General features: G+C 53.0%; 14 protein-coding genes. All 14 read right to left on the bottom strand.

Annotation, left to right across the window (positions count from 1 at the left end):
- Positions 1 to 67: 67 nt before the first annotated feature.
- The gene (locus ACTJJI_RS23015; protein WP_440655685.1) at positions 68 to 916 is read right to left on the bottom strand and encodes a hypothetical protein; all 849 of its coding nucleotides are present in this window, start codon (positions 914 to 916) and stop codon (positions 68 to 70) included.
- A gap of 213 nt (positions 917 to 1,129) precedes the next feature.
- Positions 1,130 to 2,275, bottom strand: a complete 1,146-nt coding sequence (locus tag ACTJJI_RS23010) for a VasL domain-containing protein (RefSeq protein ID WP_440655683.1) — start codon at positions 2,273 to 2,275, stop codon at positions 1,130 to 1,132.
- The gene (gene tssH, locus ACTJJI_RS23005) at positions 2,272 to 4,797 is read right to left on the bottom strand and encodes a type VI secretion system ATPase TssH (RefSeq protein ID WP_440655681.1); all 2,526 of its coding nucleotides are present in this window, start codon (positions 4,795 to 4,797) and stop codon (positions 2,272 to 2,274) included. The genes ACTJJI_RS23010 and tssH overlap by 4 nt, the downstream gene beginning before the upstream one ends.
- Positions 4,798 to 4,815: 18 nt before the next feature.
- Positions 4,816 to 8,229, bottom strand: a complete 3,414-nt coding sequence (locus ACTJJI_RS23000) for a type VI secretion protein IcmF/TssM N-terminal domain-containing protein (RefSeq protein WP_440655679.1) — start codon at positions 8,227 to 8,229, stop codon at positions 4,816 to 4,818.
- Between the two features lie 5 nt (positions 8,230 to 8,234).
- Positions 8,235 to 8,852 (bottom strand): DotU family type IV/VI secretion system protein, encoded by a 618-nt coding sequence (locus ACTJJI_RS22995; RefSeq protein WP_440655677.1) that lies wholly within the window; start codon positions 8,850 to 8,852, stop codon positions 8,235 to 8,237.
- The gene (tssK, locus tag ACTJJI_RS22990) at positions 8,852 to 10,210 is read right to left on the bottom strand and encodes a type VI secretion system baseplate subunit TssK (RefSeq protein ID WP_440655675.1); all 1,359 of its coding nucleotides are present in this window, start codon (positions 10,208 to 10,210) and stop codon (positions 8,852 to 8,854) included. The genes ACTJJI_RS22995 and tssK overlap by 1 nt, the downstream gene beginning before the upstream one ends.
- Position 10,211: 1 nt before the next feature.
- Positions 10,212 to 10,829 (bottom strand): type VI secretion system lipoprotein TssJ, encoded by a 618-nt coding sequence (gene tssJ / locus ACTJJI_RS22985; RefSeq protein WP_440655673.1) that lies wholly within the window; start codon positions 10,827 to 10,829, stop codon positions 10,212 to 10,214.
- Positions 10,829 to 11,887, bottom strand: a complete 1,059-nt coding sequence (gene tssA, locus ACTJJI_RS22980) for a type VI secretion system protein TssA (RefSeq protein ID WP_440655671.1) — start codon at positions 11,885 to 11,887, stop codon at positions 10,829 to 10,831. The genes tssJ and tssA overlap by 1 nt, the downstream gene beginning before the upstream one ends.
- A 13-nt stretch (positions 11,888 to 11,900) precedes the next feature.
- Positions 11,901 to 12,200, bottom strand: a complete 300-nt coding sequence (locus ACTJJI_RS22975; RefSeq protein ID WP_219279704.1) for a PAAR domain-containing protein — start codon at positions 12,198 to 12,200, stop codon at positions 11,901 to 11,903.
- Positions 12,200 to 12,640 (bottom strand): DUF6931 family protein, encoded by a 441-nt coding sequence (locus ACTJJI_RS22970; protein ID WP_440655668.1) that lies wholly within the window; start codon positions 12,638 to 12,640, stop codon positions 12,200 to 12,202. Before ACTJJI_RS22970 ends, ACTJJI_RS22975 begins: the two co-directional genes overlap by 1 nt.
- 9 nt (positions 12,641 to 12,649) lie before the next feature.
- The gene (locus tag ACTJJI_RS22965) at positions 12,650 to 14,611 is read right to left on the bottom strand and encodes a type VI secretion system Vgr family protein (protein ID WP_440655666.1); all 1,962 of its coding nucleotides are present in this window, start codon (positions 14,609 to 14,611) and stop codon (positions 12,650 to 12,652) included.
- A 14-nt stretch (positions 14,612 to 14,625) separates the two neighbouring features.
- Positions 14,626 to 15,567 carry a type VI secretion system baseplate subunit TssG gene (gene tssG, locus ACTJJI_RS22960; RefSeq protein ID WP_219279698.1) on the bottom strand — a complete coding sequence of 314 codons (942 nt, stop codon included), beginning with the start codon at positions 15,565 to 15,567 and terminating at the stop codon, positions 14,626 to 14,628.
- Positions 15,558 to 17,357, bottom strand: a complete 1,800-nt coding sequence (gene tssF, locus ACTJJI_RS22955) for a type VI secretion system baseplate subunit TssF (RefSeq protein ID WP_440655663.1) — start codon at positions 17,355 to 17,357, stop codon at positions 15,558 to 15,560. The genes tssG and tssF overlap by 10 nt, the downstream gene beginning before the upstream one ends.
- A complete protein-coding gene (locus tag ACTJJI_RS22950; protein WP_440655661.1) occupies positions 17,350 to 17,772 on the bottom strand; it encodes a GPW/gp25 family protein in 423 nt (140 codons plus the stop codon). The genes tssF and ACTJJI_RS22950 overlap by 8 nt, the downstream gene beginning before the upstream one ends.
- Positions 17,773 to 17,777: the final 5 nt, after the last annotated feature.

Here is a 17,777-nt window from a genome sequence, read left to right as displayed (position 1 = left end):
TATCCTCCTGAGGGGCTCTCACTTAATGTCGTGCTAGAACTCAAATAATTGATGAATCCTAAATGTATTATCGCAATGCACTAGACAACCCATTATTAAATTCTTGCATGAATCTTCCAAATTTAATGCCGGCATCATGATCACGTACGTCAGTTAAACAAGTGAACTCTGTAAATACTGGAATGTTATTGTGTGCCAATAGCTTCTTAATAATCATAATATTTTTATCTCTGGTTCTTATATCACTATTCGAACCTTTAACAGCCTGATGATAGTAAATTCCACATACCTTTACTCTTTCCGTAGGCCCGAATCCTTCGTAAATTCTGACATTTGGTCGTCCAACTACAAGTATCTCATTATATCCTCCAGTTCCGGTATAATTAGAAAATGTTCCTTTGATTATATCATCAGGTGTTGAAAGTTGAGCATATGTTGCCCCATTAATGGGTTGTTGTTTTTTGTTTAATCCCTGAAAATAGCTATCAGCTAAAGCATAGGTATTATTGTGCCCTCCCTGGGTATTCCCTGCGTGATTTGGAAACCATACATCTTGACGGAAAGTGCCTATGATATTTTGTGGAGGAACGGCTAATATAAGGCCAATGTCAGCCCATTGGGTTCTATGGTATGTGCCCGCGCCAATGACTGATGAACTAATTACATCCCAGGTTGAAAATAACGCTTCTGCTCTCTGTGAAAGTAAAGGGCTTTGTACTGCAAAATCACGAATAGTGTGAACTAAAAACTTACAGCCTTTCAAATTTTGAGCATCAATAATTGCTCCGCCTCTAAAATGAGAACATGCATTTGATGTGTTAACTTGCACCTTTTTCCATTGGGGAAGAACTGTTTTATGTGATTGATCATTTTTAGAGAAAATGTTTGAGTTTATTTGTTTTCCTAAAATACGCATGTATCCTCTCTTGGCTTGTTCTTTGGGTAAAGTATTTTGCAAGTGATAGTGCTATGTTGAGTGAATATCACATGCACTTGCGATATTGTAGTGAGAAATCTTTCTAGTGCATATTGTATATTGTCTGATTTATTATATAAATATCAGGGATGAATAATGGAATTTTCTTTATTTAAAAAGAGATTATCCTTATCTAAAATCATCAGTTTTAAACTAATTTGCGCGTTGATGTAAAGAGTTTTGAGGGAGCATATATTTATATGGAATATTTAACAATATTAACTTGTCTTTCAGCGCTTCTACCTGCACTGAAAGGGTATACAGTGTGGCATCTGAAATCGGTTGGCCGTTCTCTTTCTGTTCTTGTAGTTGGTCAAGTTGATATTCCACCATCGTAGCCTGCTGGCGCAGGGTATCGCGCATTTGGTAAATGCTTGTCTTAAGCTCTGAAATCGTCATATAGGGCTTACGTTTCTGCTCTGCATCCAGTAGCCGTTGCTCGAGTGTATCCAACTGCTGGCTGAGTTGCTCAACGCTCCTGTTAACAGGCAGCGTGTCGCTCATTCTTTCCAGGGCAATCCGCCGGTGTTCAACCAGCGGATTGTCTGGCCAGATTTGATTGCTGAAGCGTAGCACATCAGGATCGTCAATTTTCTGTATCACTGTCGTTATCGACAATGCCATCACCGCGCCCAGCACGCACCAGATTAAACGCCCCGGCCAGCGTGTCGGAACCTCCTGTTCCAGAGCCGGAACGGGAGGTGCAAAGGCGACGGGTGACGCTACCGGAGCAGGCGAAACGGCAGGCGTGATGGCCTGCAATTTGGGGGTAGAGATATGGGCTTCCAGCCAGGCCGATAGCTGACGAAAGGCGGAGTGCTGCGGCGACTGGAGTGCAACGGCCTGTTTCTCCAGTAACCCAGCGGCACTTTGTAGCTGCTCAAGTGCGGACGTACTGACTGCCGTCATCGGCAGAACATAGATCAGAGGCAGTAGCTGACGGCAATAGCCATCCAGAAGCTGGCGACGCAGTTCCACCGCCGCCAGCGGCGGCCAGCACGGCGTTTGCTTCCTACCGAAACCATTCGCCAGCAGCAAGGACGCGCCGGCAATGCCTTTCCAGCCACTACGATGACAGGCAATCAGGCAATACCACAGTCCTGTTTGCAGGTCATAGCCATAGTGCTGGAACAATGCGAGGCAGGCCTTCTCCCGCTCCAGCCACCAGCTGCTGTCGGTGGCATGCGTTTGCCAGCGATGCATATCGTTGCTGAACTGCAAAAAGTGCTGATGGCTGCGCGGATCGTGACAGTTGATCTTTAGCGACAGTGATTCGTTATTGGTCAGCGTTGCGCTCATGATTTTTTCTTCCCTGCGCGCAGGATGAGGGTGTTATTTTTGACATCAATTTTGAGCGTGCCTGTTTCCCCCTGCTTCAACGCTTGCGCCGCCAGTACAGGCAGCAAGTGCTGATTCAGAACCTGATCAATATCGCGCGCGCCGCTCTGTTTGACCTGACAACGCTCAGCCACCCAGCTCACCACCTGTGGGCTCCAGCCGGGTAAAATGTTACCTTCGCTTGCCTGCTGGTAGCGCAGGCACAGGCGCTTGAGCTTCAGCGCGATGATCTGCTCCATGGCTTCAGGATGAAGAGGCAAATATGGGATCAACGTCATGCGCCCCATCAGCGCAGGACTGAATACGCGATCGAATTCAGGTCTGATTTGACGACACAGCACAGCCGGATCGGTTTCACCGTTTTCTACAGCGGCGACCAGCGCGGCGCTGGCAAGGTTAGAGGTCAGGATAATTAACGTGTTGCGGAAGTTAATCGGCTGGCCTTCAGCATCTTCTATCATGCCTTTATCGAAAATCTGATAGAACAGCTCCATCACGTCAGGATGCGCTTTTTCCACTTCATCCAGCAGCACCACACTATACGGGTTACGACGCACAGCCTCGGTCAGAACGCCACCCTGGCCGTAACCCACGTAGCCCGGAGGGGAACCTTTCAGACCCGACACGGAGTGAGCTTCCTGATACTCCGACATATTAATGGTCACCAGGCTTTGATCGCCGCCGAAAAGCAGTTCTGCCAGAGCCAGCGATGTTTCTGTTTTGCCTGTGCCGGATGGCCCGGCCAGAAGGTAGACGCCGGTGGGCTTCAGCGGATCACCCATACCTGCCCGGCTGATGCGGATCTGCTGCGCGATCTGCTCCAGGGCGTGTTGCTGACCAATAACTCTTCCGGCCAGCCGCTCGAACAGGGCATCGAGTTGCTGGTGCTCTTTCTCAAGCATGCGACCCAGCGGAATGCCGGTCCAGTCAGCAACAACGTCCGCCACACATGTGGCGTCCACGCACTCAAACACCATTGCATGTTGCTGGTGACGGGTAGCGAGTTCGGCCCGGCCGCGGGAGATTTCATCGGCGTCTTTGCTTTGCAGAAGCTGTTGTACCAGCGTGTTCTGGTCCTGCCACTCGGTATTCAGTCTGTCAAGACGCGTGTGCAGCTCACCGGCCTGCTGTGCCAGTTTTTGTTGCAATTCAGGGGCGGTATTTTCTCGCTTCAGCGCTTCGCATTCGCTGTAGATCGCCTGGAGCTGCGCTGAAATGGTTTCAATCTCTTTCGGTTCATGTGTCTGGGAAACAGCCACCCGGGCGCAGGCGGTATCAAGCAGGCTCACAGACTTGTCCGGTAGCTGACGGCCAGCAATATATCTGCTGGAGAGATTAACCGCCGCATGGATGGCACTTTCCAGCACCGAGATCCCATGATGTTGCGACATCGCCGGAGCCATCGCGCGAAGCATGGTGGTGGCGTTGATAAGGTCTGGCTCTGCCACTTTCACCACCTGAAAACGGCGTGCCAGTGCCGCGTCTTTCTCAAAATACTTTTTATATTCCGCCCAAGTGGTGGCGGCGATGATGCGAAGTTCACCGCGCGCCAGCGCCGGTTTTAGCAGATTAGCGGCATCATTTTGCCCAGCCTGCCCACCGGCGCCGATCAGCGTATGGGCTTCATCAATAAATAAAATGACGGGCTGCGGGTAGCTGGCGACCTCTTTCAGCAGAGACTGAAGACGATTTTCAAATTCACCTTTCACGCTGGCACCTGCCTGTAACAGACCCAGATCCAGCGTCATCACTTCCATCGTCTTCAGCATGGTGGGCACGGTGCCCGCCGCGATGCGCAACGCAAGTCCTTCAACCAGCGCCGTTTTACCCACGCCTGGCTCGCCGGTGAGGATCGGATTGTTCTGTCGGCGACGTAACAGGATATCCACCATCTGACGGATTTCAGGCTCACGCCCCAGCACCGGGTCCAGTTTGCCCTGACGTGCCAATTCGCTCAGGTTACGGGTATATTTCGTCAGAGTCGCTCCGCCTGCAGAAGAAGGGACCGCCTGTTGGTGAGGAACGTTTTCGCTGGTGTTCAGCACCAGGTATGCCTGTGCACGATCGCAAGCCAGCATCTGTTGAACCCGTGGGGCGACCCGCGGTTCCGTTGTTTCATCCAGCAGGCAGGCCATCAGCGCCGACGGACTGAGCTGCTGCTGGCCCCAGCGGGCGCTAGCCAGTAACCAGCTACTCACCAGCCATTCCACCAGCTCAGACGCAAACACTGGTGTTGGGGCTGTACCGGTATCCGCATAATCAAGCGTCTTTTTCACCGCTGACAGAAGGTGACTTGTGGGGAGCCCGGCCTGTAACCCGAGCGACTCTATCAGGGTCGTTTCCTGAAGAATAATTGCCAGGAGCAGATGCTCCGGACTGACGTCCTGGTGATGCCGTGATGCGGCATGGCTGATTGCGGCATCCAGCGCGCTACGGCTTTCGCTGTTGAGCTTACTGATAACAGATTTCAAATGTGGGTTCATAATTTGTCCTGATTGAGGTTACTGGCACTGTGCGATCGTGTCGGGCAGGGCGGAAATGGGATTGAGAGGTTGCGATTCAACGCGTGCATCCAGGCTGGAAATTTGGGTGTCGAGATCGTTAATGTCGTCGTTAAGATCGTTCCAGGCTTGCCACGCGCCCTCCATTTCCTGCGGGCTGGATACAGTGAAGCGAGCCAGGATTTTCTTGATCCCGAGCTGTTTTAGCAGGGCTGCTTTGTCGCCAAAGTCATCGCTGTCGAGCAAAACGTCACCGTCGGTAAAACGGTTAACAAACCAGGGCCAGGCATCATCCCCATGAATCGGGTAGTCAGCAGTGAAGTCTGGGAATTTCACACTGAGGGTCATGCCGGGGCACTGGCCTGGCTGCCAGGTAAATTGCCGTTTTTCAGCGAAATTCATGCTCGTGAGTTGCTGGTCGCCCGTCAGGCAGTTGAGGGTGAGCTGGGTGCCAATAGGGATCACCTTCGCGCCCCCTGGTACCGTGGCAGGCTGGCTGGCGATGCTGGTTTTCCAGCTCTTCTTTTCCAGTTCGCTTTGTTTAAGACGCAGTGCATCACGTTTTGCCTGTAAAGCCGCACGTCGATCGTTCAGGCGCGTGGAAGTGCGTTGCGGCAGGTTCTGCATCATTTCGGGCGACATGGCGTTTCGGGCGAGACGAATAAAGCTGTCAGACAGCGGAACCCGCATACCTTCATAGTCAGCAGCGTCCGGGCCGTTGGCTCCTCTGGTCAATAGCGCTTTGGCAGGCCCTTGCAAAAATGCGGCGACGGACTGCTGGCTCTGAGCCTGCTGCTCGTCGTAGTCTCGCTGCTCGCTGTCTTTATCGAGCGGCCAGAGAACCATGCTCTTCCACTGATTATTGAGCCAGCAGGCGCTCTGGGAGATGGCATTTCCCAGCAGGCTGCGGGCGTCATCCTGATATAAACGCCAGACGGCTGTGGTACTGGCATCGTTATTCTGCGGCGACAGATCTTCCTGTAAGGTAGTGAGCGCTGGCAGCAGCCCGGTTAATGGATTGCGAGCGTTACTGCTCGGGGGCGAGCTGAACAACCCGTGGGTCAGACGGGCATCAGGTTTTTCCTGCGCGACGGCCTCTGTTACCGCGCTGCTGCGCGCGTTTTGCCACTGCCGCCACGCCAGAGAGGCGGGAGGAGCACTGTCAGTACGCGGTTTTGGCGTATTTCCTCGTAGCCAGGTGGTAAACGACTGGCGTAGACGGCTATCCAGTCGGTTGGCGCGGCTTAGTAGCGCGGAGGCGTGTTCGTTTATAGCCAGGCGTTGCAGGTTTCGTAGCGTACTCAACCAGGGCTGCGCCTGTTCCGGAGGGATATCTTTCAGTTCATCCAGCGCGCGATCGGCAAATTTCATTGCCTGGCTTTCGTTCTGCCCGAGAGCAATCAGCTGCTCGCGCGTCAGCGCTGCGTGAGGCTGGGAAGCGAGACTCGCAGTTACCTCAATCAGATACTGTTTCCATGCGTTCTGCCGTTGACCGGGATTGTGCTTACGTGCCTGCAGGAATATCTGTTGTGGCGCGCCAATGGCGTGTTCAATCAGCGTCATCCAGTCGTTAAGCGTTGTTTCTCCGACGCGGGTCCAGATGCCGGACAACGCCACACTCTTCGATAGCGACGGCCAGTAAAGTGAGGCCTGTAGAGGAGGTAAAGTAGAGGAAGGGGCTATCAACCAGGTGAGCGCGGGATCGTGAGTGACCAGCGTTGCCAGCAATTGACGGGCAGTCTGTAGCCAGCGCTCTCCCTCGGGACGTTGGATAAAGTGTCGTTCCAGCGCGATAACCGCCAGCGGCGATAACGTTTCAGGGTAGCTATGTTGCTGAAGCACAGGGAGGATAGGTCGATCCTGACTGAGCGTATCGAGCGTGGCGCCATCACGCATCTTTTGCCAGACGAGCACCGCGTGAGCCAGCTGCAAAATATATTCACGCTGTTGCGCAGGCTTCGCTTTCAGTACCCGCTGCTGAAAGTCCACTAGCGCTTTTTGCGCCAGCAGTGCGGTGGAAGGGGTCCGTATCAGTAGCGACTCTGCATGTTGATGCTGTTTTTCAAGCAGTGGCTGAAACGGCAAATAGAGCAGAGAGTCGGCTGAATAGCGTTCATCCTGCATCATAAATGCCGCCAGCGCGTCCGGTGACAACGTTGTGATATCAGGTTGTACCCGACCAAAACTCATGGTGGCGCTTAACAGGAACCACAGCGCGCAGATGACCAGTATGGAGTGACACGCGAACCTTCTGCCCGGTCGGTTATACCAGCTTTGATTGCCGCGACGCAGGCTCAGGTCACGCAAATGCCCGGTGAGCAGATCGTGAACAAAGACGCTGGATCGCCGGCCGAGATTATCTGTAAGAGGTTCTGTTGCGCTAAACCACACGCTGTTGAGATTGACATGACTGAAATAGGCGTTGGGTTCACAAAGTGACGCCAGCATATAGCGCAGCTTTGGCTCCAGAGAGGCAAAGGCTTCAGGAAAATCCAGCAGGGCAACATTATCCTGTGCGCTGAGCGCCGATGGGCGCGCCATGCTGAAACGCACCCGTGACATGCCTTCTTTCAGGGCTGCAAAGAGAGGGCGTATGGCGAGTTCGTCCTGGCCATCAATATGAGGTGAGGTCGGCCAGCTGTAGCCAAGCGGTTGTTGACGCTGGGCCGCAGACAACTGTTTGTGCCACAGACTGAAACCGGGGAACTGGTCGCACTGTGTCACCATGATATGCAAAGGTAAACGCTCGCCGAAGCGCCGCACGAGCGGTTCTATCAGTGACCGCTGCTGACGCGCGAGGTTGTGCAGAGCGCTCAGGTCGTCACTCATCAGGGCGCTCACAGGGAGGGCGACAATAATTCCCGCCGGTGTTGGCATTCGCGCGCACCACTGGGCTAATCTTCTCCAGGCTTCCCGGAATGTTACGGCACCATTCAGAAAATTGCTTGAGAGATCAAGGATGCAGAGTTGGCGAAAAAACCACCAGTGCAGCGTACGGGTTGGCCCGGCTACGGTATCGTCGTTGTCGCCATCAAAGCGCGGTAACCCCGTGCTGGCCAGTAGGGTGCTTTTACCACAACGTTCACCAACCAGCAGATACCAGGGCAGTGGTGCCTGGTGGCGACGAATACGTTTAATAATGTTTGCACCGTATTTCCAGTGGCTCAACAGCACATATTCACGGCGTGAGAGTCGATATTTCTCGAACCAGCGACGGCCTTGTTTGCCTTTGATGGCTTTGGTCAGGGCGAAAATCCCCCCCCATAACAGCGTCGCCGTGAGCAGCAGAGCCAGCCAGAACAGCAGAATGGCTGGCGTGCTCCAGTTCTGCCATAGACCAAGGGTGAAACAAAACAACAGTGATAACGAAAGTACCAGCAGCCAGCCGGTAAAACAGGCTAATTTTTTGAACATAGCAGTCAGGACATAGAGTGGAGGAGGAAAAAGTACAAGAAGGCATACTGAAGCACGATACCTGCAAGCAGCATCAGTAACGGAGCCAACCCCCGGGACAGGTTATCTGTCGGGGCGGGGGCGGGGGGGGCGATGGCGGCATCGTTCGGCCATGTTTGCCACGCGTCGGGCAGACACAGACGACGTTGTTCAGCGATCACGGTTTTCAATGCCGATTTATCATCAGGTAAACGGTACTGCCCCTGAAAATCCTGTTGCAGACAGAACAAAAAGATTTCCCGGGCCTGATGATGAAGAGGGTCGAGCTGGTCCAGCAGCGTGAAGAAACGTTCGCCAGCGACGGTGATGTTCAGGTATTTGCGCTGTAACAGTTCCCCCTGCCAGCGTTGACGCCATGACAGCGCGGAACGCAATATGGTTTCGTCAAGCCAGGCAATGACCGCCACGTGCGCAGCATCTTTCTCACTCTCACTGACGTCCTGTTGTCTGGCATTGTCTATGGCCTGCTCCAGCAGGACGATACAGGCCTGGCGGTCCTGTTCGTAATCGTCATATTGTCCCGGATTACCGGTCATTTGCAGTACCTGTTTAAAGACAGGTAAATAGTGGTCAAGCAGTGCCATTATTCGCGCCCCATAAAAATAGCCTGTACCTGAAGATCGGCAGGCGCATCATCCCAGTAAAAGGCCATATTTTTCTGCTTTTCGACCTGCTTCCACAGGCTGTCCTGCTGGTTTAGCCGGAAGTAAAAGGCGTCCTGACGATGCGGAACGCCGCGTGGGGTTGGGTTGAGCAGTGTGGCGGTTACCCCTGGCAACGCATGTTGTATTAACGTCAACACCGTTGCGTCCGGCGCTATTTTGAAACTGCTGCTGTCGATACGTTCTACGGCAAGTTTTTCCGAGCGCAGCATCAACAGGACGGAACCAGTGTTGTTCCACGGCATTGATTGCAAATCACCGCGGAACACCCGCTGCTCGTCTGGATTGAGGGTTATCCAGGTGTTGTTTTCCAGCGTCAGGTTATTGAGCAGGGCGATAATAAACTTCCTGGCGCTGGAAAAACTGGCGCAAAGCGAAAAGTGATCGTAAGGCAGAAGCGGCTCTTCGGCTTCCCATTCGCCATTGAAAGAACAGCGTTCGCTGAAGCTGGAAAGTTCGCCAATCAGCTGTGTCAGCAGGCCATAGATCGGCCAGGGATGCATTGTCGGCGTGCGGCAGTAGTGTTGCAGCAGGGGGAGAGTACGGTTAAGCGAACGCATTGCAAGCAACTGAGTGACATCACCCCGGCTTGCATCCCTGAGCTGATCCGGGCGTTTGTATTCTGCAAACTGGTGGGCGCGGTTTGCCAGCTCGGCGTACAGCCCATCGAGCAATGTTTTTAGCGTTGGATAGCCGTTCAGTGTGATCAGAGGCGGGCAAAAATGGCTGTCGCTTACCACCCGATCGTTCTCATAACGCAGACGTATTAGGGGCAGAAATTCACAATCCACGACTGCAGCCTTTTCCTCATCACTGAGAATTTGAACGTTATAGAGAATCCGTGAAACGCTGCATTCAGGACCATTGAAGTAGACATCTTTCATTACACCTTCTTCGTGGGGTTTGAGCCAGCGGCTGTTAGGCGAATCGCCAACGTTGGCATGGCCCGGGTCGAAGCGGCGCAGCGCCAGCCACAGCGTGAAGGGCTTCTCAATCTGTTTCCACGCATCACGAAAGTGACGGGGGGAGAGGGCGCAGTTACCGGGATATTCGAGGTAGTCGCCAGAGGGCAAAATAGCCTGTAGTCGCTCAATCTTAAGCGTGAAATCAACGAGCGTTTCGGGATTGAAATCGCACTGGATCATGCCGACATTCCACGGTTGAGCCAGCTGGCGCTGTCGGGAAAGCATGTAGTTATGATGCAGATCAACTGACTGCAAATGTTGTGGTTGTAAATAGACGCCGGAATACCAGTAAATTTGTTGCAGCTGTGGGTACATATTACTCTCCTTTTACGGCTGGTTTTGCGTCGTGAGTGGTGACCGCCAGCGGCTGTGCTGTTGCACCTGAGAATTGGGTAATGCTGGTACTGCCTAGCCGCAGTTTCAGGAAAAGTGGAGACAGGTGAGCCTGCCATGTTTTATTCCACCATCCGGTGCTGCTGCTGGTCACGGGAACCTTGATCAGCAGCATGTGCTGTTCCTGAGGGAAAGGGTAATAACCTGCGATAATAGCGATGTAGCGGGTATTTTCGCTGCGGTCGATATGCAGGGTAGTGCTCTGTCCAGGCATGGCGGGATAACGATCGACTTTAAGGATCTCGTCCTGCGCGCCTGCGGCACTAAACAGAGACTTCAATGCAAATGGGCTGGAGAGCAGCTTATTCAGCGTGCTGGATTGTTGAGCCTGTATAACCAGCAGGGTGCAGCTATTGGCGATACCATTCAGCGCGTTCAGATCGGGATCCGTTTGTACATCCAGCGTTATAGCGCCTTGTGCAAACGGCGCGGTGACCTGGTCGATCGCCTGCTTTTCATTCATCACTTTGACAGGATCGGTTGCGCAACCGCTAAGCAGTATGGCCGCCAGCACAAGCATGAGAGGGGAAAGAGTACGCATCAGCGGGCATTTCCTGTTAACACATTATTAATTTCAATGATGCTGCTGCTGTCGTTGAGCATCTCTTCCAGCCATTCAGGCAGCGTCATGGTGGCCCATCGGGCAGCCCGTTCCATCAGATACGGCACCGGGCTTGATGGCTCTGCCTGACGAAAATATCCAGCAATGGTCATCATCTGACTGATGGCCAGTTCCCGGCTCATGGTTTGTGTCGGCGTTCGCACCGGCGCTTCGGCGGGCAACGGAACGGCATCTTCCATGACGGGGGCGAGGGTGAGTGACTCATCAACCAGAGGAATAGCACGCTGTGTCAGTTTCTGAAGATAATCGGCGAGCTCCTTCAGCGTCTGGCGGCTCTGGGTAAACACGTCGTTTTCGGGATCCTGGCTCAGTGAGAGGTAACGCGCCTCCAGTTGCGAGAGATCTGAAGAGAGGGCTTCTACACTGGCCGCCTGCTGACCGATCTCAATGGAGGAAAAATTCATCGCCTGTTGATCAAAACTCTCCATTGTTAAATCGCCTTCCTTACGGATCAGCGCATCACGATCGCCTGGATGTGTGTTGATTTTGTGCTCAAAGGCGAGAGTCTGGCGCCAGAAAAGTAGCGAGGTACTGGCCTGGCGCAACATTGGCCGGCGTAACAGCAGCTGGCTGAGATCTCTGTCAAGGCGCTGGAGTTTGCTGCGGCGCATTTCTAGTCCTTCCTCTTCAAGGGCCGGCCAGCACTGGAACCAAAAGCGAGTGATAAATTCGCTGAGAAACGCGATACCTGTACTCAGGCCAGCTAACCCCTGTTGATGACATAACGCCTCGACGTACCAGCAGGCCAGTTGCAGATCTTTGGTTTGTTCCCTTAGTGCTTTTTCGCTGAGATTGCATACCCTGTTCCAGTCCGCTTTGCGCGGCTCCGTGACGGACCATTCATCCTCGGGCATGTCGTCAGGGTCGCTTTCACGGGCCTGACGAATCTCATCGAAGAGGGGGTCATATTCCAGGTTTTCACCGGCAGGATTGTCCTGACGAATCGGCAATAACAGATCATTAATGTCGAGTAACATGACGTTTATTCCTTTATCCAATTAACACAGTGGGATAGCCCGATACTATTTTTCCGCCATGGGCGCTACTGTCGCCCATTCGTGCGGCAGGTTTATTGCCTATCAGTACCTTTGTACTGCCCATAACGATGGTATCCACAGGACCCACGCAGACGGCCATAGAGCCTACCGTGGCGGCGGGCATACCGCCGATCAATACATTCGGGACGCCCGGTGGAAGAATAGGACCGCCGACATGGGGGATGGGGGGCAGCCCAGGGGTCACCATCGGACAGACGTGCATGTCAGAAACGCGAGCAGCGGGTTGACTCATTACGCCACCTCTAGCGCGGCACTGCGCTCAATTAACAGCCGTACTCCATCAACCGGGCTTTCTGCCAGTTGTGTGACAAGCATCACCAGAGCACAGTGCAGCATTTGTGCACTGAGCTGGGGTTCCGGGTAAACAGGAGCCAGCCCGTCAGGTGCCATACTGCCGCGAGATAAGAACTGCGATAGCGCCAATGCGCCTACTGGCGTACTGAATCCGAGCATTTCGGCCTGAGCGAAAATCTGCCAGCGACGTTGTTCTTCGGGTTGCTGGTACTGTTGAGCGATGACCTCCAGAAGCGGTTTCTCGCGGTCAGGCATTACGCTCCGCATCAGCGCGGTGAGTGTTATGCCGAGGGTATGTGACGAAAAACCTTGCGCCCATTGCCGCAGGCTCTCTTCCCAGGCGACACTGTCTGAAGGTGCAGAAGTATGTGGTGTCATAATGCGTTCTTATCCAATATTAATAATGCCGCCGGAAATCCGGGTCATGCCGCTTCCCGCAACGGTGGTCATTGCGCTTTTCAGCTCTGCCGTACCGCTGCCTTCGATTTTGACCATCATGCCGTTTATCGAAATGCCGCTGGCCGAGAGGGTGATTTTGTTGCTGCCCACCTTCAGTTCGATGGACTGGGTGGATTCCAGCGTCAGCGCCTTATCGGTTTTGACGCTGCCGCTGCCGCCCGCGACTTTCAGGGCATAATTGCCATTACTGAGTTCCGTTGAGGCATTACCCGTGACTTTGTGTTGCAGGTTGCCCTTCTGGAGGTTGATGTTCATATCTCCTTTTTCGAGCGTGATATTCCTGTCACCTTCCTTCAGTACCAGCCGGTCCTCGCCTTTGGTGAGTTCTGTACTCCGGTTTGCGGCAATAGTGGTGTCGGCGTTGTTCTTCACGGTCACAGAGAGGTTTTTCTGAGCGACAATGGTCATTAACTCCTTGCCTTTTTTGTCGTTAAAGCTCAGGCGATGACCCTCTTCGACGCTGCCGTTGGTGGTACTGCGCGTGACAAAACCACTTTCAGTTTTTTCACCGGGAAGGGCGAAGGGCGGTTTGTTCAGGCCGTTGTAAACTGTACCTGTAACAAGTGGGAAATCAGGGTGCCCCTGAACAAAGCTCACCAGGACTTCACTGCCGACGCGGGGAATGAACTGCGCGCCGAATTTGCCCCCCGTCCACGGCTGGGCGACGCGTACCCAGCAGGAGCTGGTATCGTCATGCGGATTCTCTTTGTCCCATGGAAACTGGATTTTGATCCGCCCATATTCATCGGTATGGATCTCTTCTGAGGATGGGCCAACCACAGTAGCGGTGAGGATACCGGGGATCTCCGGACATGAAGGGTAAGGTGGATGCCAGGGCTGGGCGTTGCCCATGGTCTGCATTACGCAGTGATAGTCGCTCTTGTTATCATCGAAATTATTGACAGCTTTGAATGCCAGTGACTGGATGCGGTATGTGTCTTCCCCAGACGGGTGGCCGATGAGGGTGAATGTCTCCCCGCTGCTTAGCCAGTGAGCGTTGACGATTGCTTCAAAGCGGCGAGTGTTCGCTTCGCGAGCGGCCATGGCATTTTGCGCTTCACGCGCGATCAAAGACCGTTCTCCTTGCGGAGTTATGTCCGTGAAAACTACGGCATCGACATGAGCGTCTGAACCGCTGGCGTTTTGCTGATCCTCAATGGTTGAAGCCTGCGGCATGCTCACACCCTGCAACGCCACACTGGCAGGTAACAGTGAGGCACTGGACATCCAGTTATCAATATTGCCTTCGGTGAGAACTGCGCCGTGGTGGTGCCAGAAGAGTTTGTCACCCTGAATTGCACTGTGGCTGGCAGGGTGATCGGCCAGGACCAGCGTGTGACCGGATTCACTATGGCGAAAATAGTAGTAAATACCTTCCTCTTCCAGTAATCGCTGGATAAATTTAAATGCAGATTCACGGTACTGTACGCAGTACTCTCGCTTTGGGTAGTTTCCATGCAGCTGCACATCAAGCTGAGTGATTCCATGGTCGCTTAGTAAGGTATGCACCAGTTCAGGAACACTGACGTTTTGCCAGATACGCATGACACGACCCAGCGTCAGCAGCGTGAGCGAGGGTTCCAGCGTGAGAATACATTCAGCCTCGTCAGGAGTGCGTTGCTTATAACGGATACGAGTGACAACACCATGCAGATGACGCTGAGGAAGGTTATGGCTTCCGTCGCCGATCCTGCAGGAGACCGTTTTCCCGTGCCACTGAGTCAGGTCTTTTTCGCTCTTTTTGGTCAGGGAACGGAGTTCATAACAAAAAGGGGCAGAAAGCGCCTCGTAACCCTCGAGGGAGACAAGCAGCAGCGCGTCGGCGATGTCGCCATTCCAGCGCAGAAAATGATTTTCCTGATATTGCGTGAGTGAGTCGAGTAATTGCATACGGGGCATCCTGATTAAAGAGTTGGTACGGGCAGTCGAACCTGATGGAGGTGAGATTCGCTGTTACGGCCAAGGCAAAGATCGAGCCCTAACGCTCGTCGTCCCAATGGGAGAGAGTCGAGGTTAGCGCTGCTGATATTCAGGGAAACGGAGAAATCCATCGCCGGACCGACGTAGTCCCGAATGCGCAACCAGATTTCTTGCCAGAGGTTTCCGGAAGGTAAAAAACAGCGTGAGGTTTCCGGCGTCATGGGGCCCAGTACAACATCGAAATGCGCATGCACCTCAAGACGAGAACTGCCCATCATTGGCGCGGTGTTAAGCTTTTGCGCCGGGTTGCCAAGCTGGCAGCACTCCCCGGCAGGTACGTTGCGCCAGCCCCCGGTAAAGGGAATAATCTCTGCAGGAACGCCATAGAGCAGCGTTAGCCATCTCTCCAGGTTGACCATTGAACGGACTGGCGAAGCAAATAGTGGAGCATGTTGCGCCAGTGCCGGAGAAGGGTCGGACATCAGCAGACCAGACAGTGCCTGAATGGCAGTTTGTAAAGGAGGCTGACCCGTTGATTCCGTCTGGGCGCACAGGTGATGTTTTTGCCATGCCAGATAATCGAGGCAGTAAAGTCGGTGACCAAAGATATCGAGAAAGGCTTTTGCACTGCGATCGCTATAACGGTACTGGCGTTCAATTAACCACTCGCTATAGGCCGTAGGCATGGCACCCAGAGCACCAGTTAATCCATTATGCCAGGCGGTGACTTGTAGCGGTACGTCAGGTCCATCCTGCTGTATCTCTTCCACCTCACCCCGTGGCGCATCCAGCGAAAGGGTGGATACGATGCGTAATTTTTCATCCAGCAAAGCGGCATCCGGCGTGCGGCCATCACGTAATCTCCGCAACAGCAGTCTGATTTGCTGATAGAAATGAAATTTACTGACTATCGGTATCAGAGCCATGACAGTTTCCCCGCACGAATAGGCCAGACGCGGCGCGTCTGCGCCTCGTGCTCAACGCAGGTGGTAAGGCGGATAAAGCTGTTGACGGGGGCGTACAGCGCCAGCAACCGATCCAGAAGGCTGCACAGCAGATAATATTCTGGCTCCTGTAGCGCCGTATGGCTAAAGGTGATGGTCAGGTCGATACCGCGCGCCAGTGAGTGTGGATCGTTGCTGGTAAGCCGGGTGGTGACGGGCTGATACGATAGATGCTTAATCAGCGACACCAGGCGAGATTTTTCCGCATTATCTGCCGTGTTGTACAGCGCCAGGGTATCTTTCAGCCGCTGTGTGCCATGATCGCCGTCCAGCAACTGCTGATTGAGCGAAATCTGCGAAAAAAAACGCCAGCGCATTGCGCTTTTATCCGGCGGATTAATCGGGCGTGTAGGATGAGTCAGTGCCACAATATTTAGCGCTGCGACCGGAACCTGTGCATCGAAATCGCCCCCTGGATTGCCGTACTGCAACTGGTGAGGGAGGGTGTGATTGGTACAGGTGATGCAGAGCGTAACCACTTCTGGCTGAAGGGATGACGTGCGTCCCGGATGAGCGCTGAAGGCGATAAACGGTTTACGTTCGCTCTCCTTCGTGCCGGGAATATCCCGATGAAAGAGCTGCCAACACAGGCCTGCGTCATTTTCAGTTTCTATGCCGGGGCGATTTTCCAACAATGGCGTCACCGGGAAATGTTCGATACGGTTATCGACTTTCCGCTGGACGGACACCTCTTCAATTGCCCAGACGTCAATGTGCGCCTGATGGCGGGTATCCGGTACGACAGGGTATTCCACCACGGCATCATTCAGTGCGATCGGCTCAGCCCGCTGGGAAAATAGATTAATTGCGGGTGTGCAGTGGAGGCGGAAAAAATTCGCATCGACCAGTGGAGCAAGCTTCTCCAGTTTTTCCGTCAGGGCGTTGCGCTTGAAAACCGCCTGTAGTTCAAATGTAGCATTGCCTGCTGTGCTGAACCCTGCCGGGAGATGAATATCAATAAACGAGAATTTTTGTGGAAACCAGAAGTAATCCAGCAGCAGAATATGAACAGGGGCAATGCGCGGATCCCGACTAAGCATCGCCTCATCCACCTCGAAGCCCACCGGGCACAGGGCACTGGCGGCTAAAGGAATGTTAGTCTCTCCGTGTCGCAGGTTCAGGCTTTTAATCTCAGAGCACAGCAGAGTGTAAAGAATATTGACCGTATTACCGGGGCCGTGCAGGTAGAGGCGGATACAGTCGTCAGCAAGCACTGCGCCTGGCCAGACCTGAAAAGTGAGCTGGAGTTGCCAGTTGAGTTCGTCACTGTCAAAACACAGCGCAGCGCGCTGAATAGAGACAGGCAACAGCGTCACCGGGTATACCGTCTGAAACTGACAGGGTATTGGCGCACTTTGACGGGTGAATAATGGCGTTTCCGCTGGCAGGATATTTTTACCTGTCAGCCCGGATTTTTGTGGATCGGGTGACATCATTACGATGCAAGCCGAAGGAAATGGACGCAAAAACTGTGGCGCCAGCGTAGCAAGCAGGGTATCAATAACTTCAGGGATATCGTCATCCAGGCGTTGATGAATACGTGACGTTAACAAAGCAAAAGATTCAATCAAACGGCTGATATGAGGATCTTCTGTTTCGCCTTCGACCATTCCAAGACGGCGCGCGATTTTGGGGAAACGGTTGGCAAACGCTTTGCCATGCTGCTTAAGGAAGTTCAGTTCCTTTTGGTAATAGGATAGAAGTCTATTCATTGAAATAGAATCTCCCGGTACAGTCATTCCAGGCTAATACTAATTCGATTGGCTTGGAAAAATAGATGCCATGTAAGGTAAAGCAAATTTCCTGTGTATCGTTGATATAGCTTATAAGTTCTACACCTTTCAATCGCGGCTCGAATCTGTCGATGGCATTTTTAATCCGTTTTTCCATCATCTGTCGACGAGAATTAATTTCATAAACTTTGCTAAAAGACTCATCAATTCCATAATTAAGTATGGAACCATTGATTAATGAGATTTCTTCAATATCAGGGCAACGAGCTCGAGACATGAGTAACATTTTTAATTCATTGAGGAATGCTTCATCTGTTTTTGATGCCCAGTGATAATCATTCTCCTGATTAAAAGGATGATTATCGCTAAGTCGAGAAAGCAGTGATGCAGTCATAATGA

Origin of the sequence: Enterobacter sp. 22466 (genome assembly GCF_052044775.1) — a bacterium.
GTDB lineage: Bacteria > Pseudomonadota > Gammaproteobacteria > Enterobacterales > Enterobacteriaceae > Enterobacter > Enterobacter dissolvens.
This window is presented reverse-complemented; position numbering and strand designations above follow the sequence as displayed.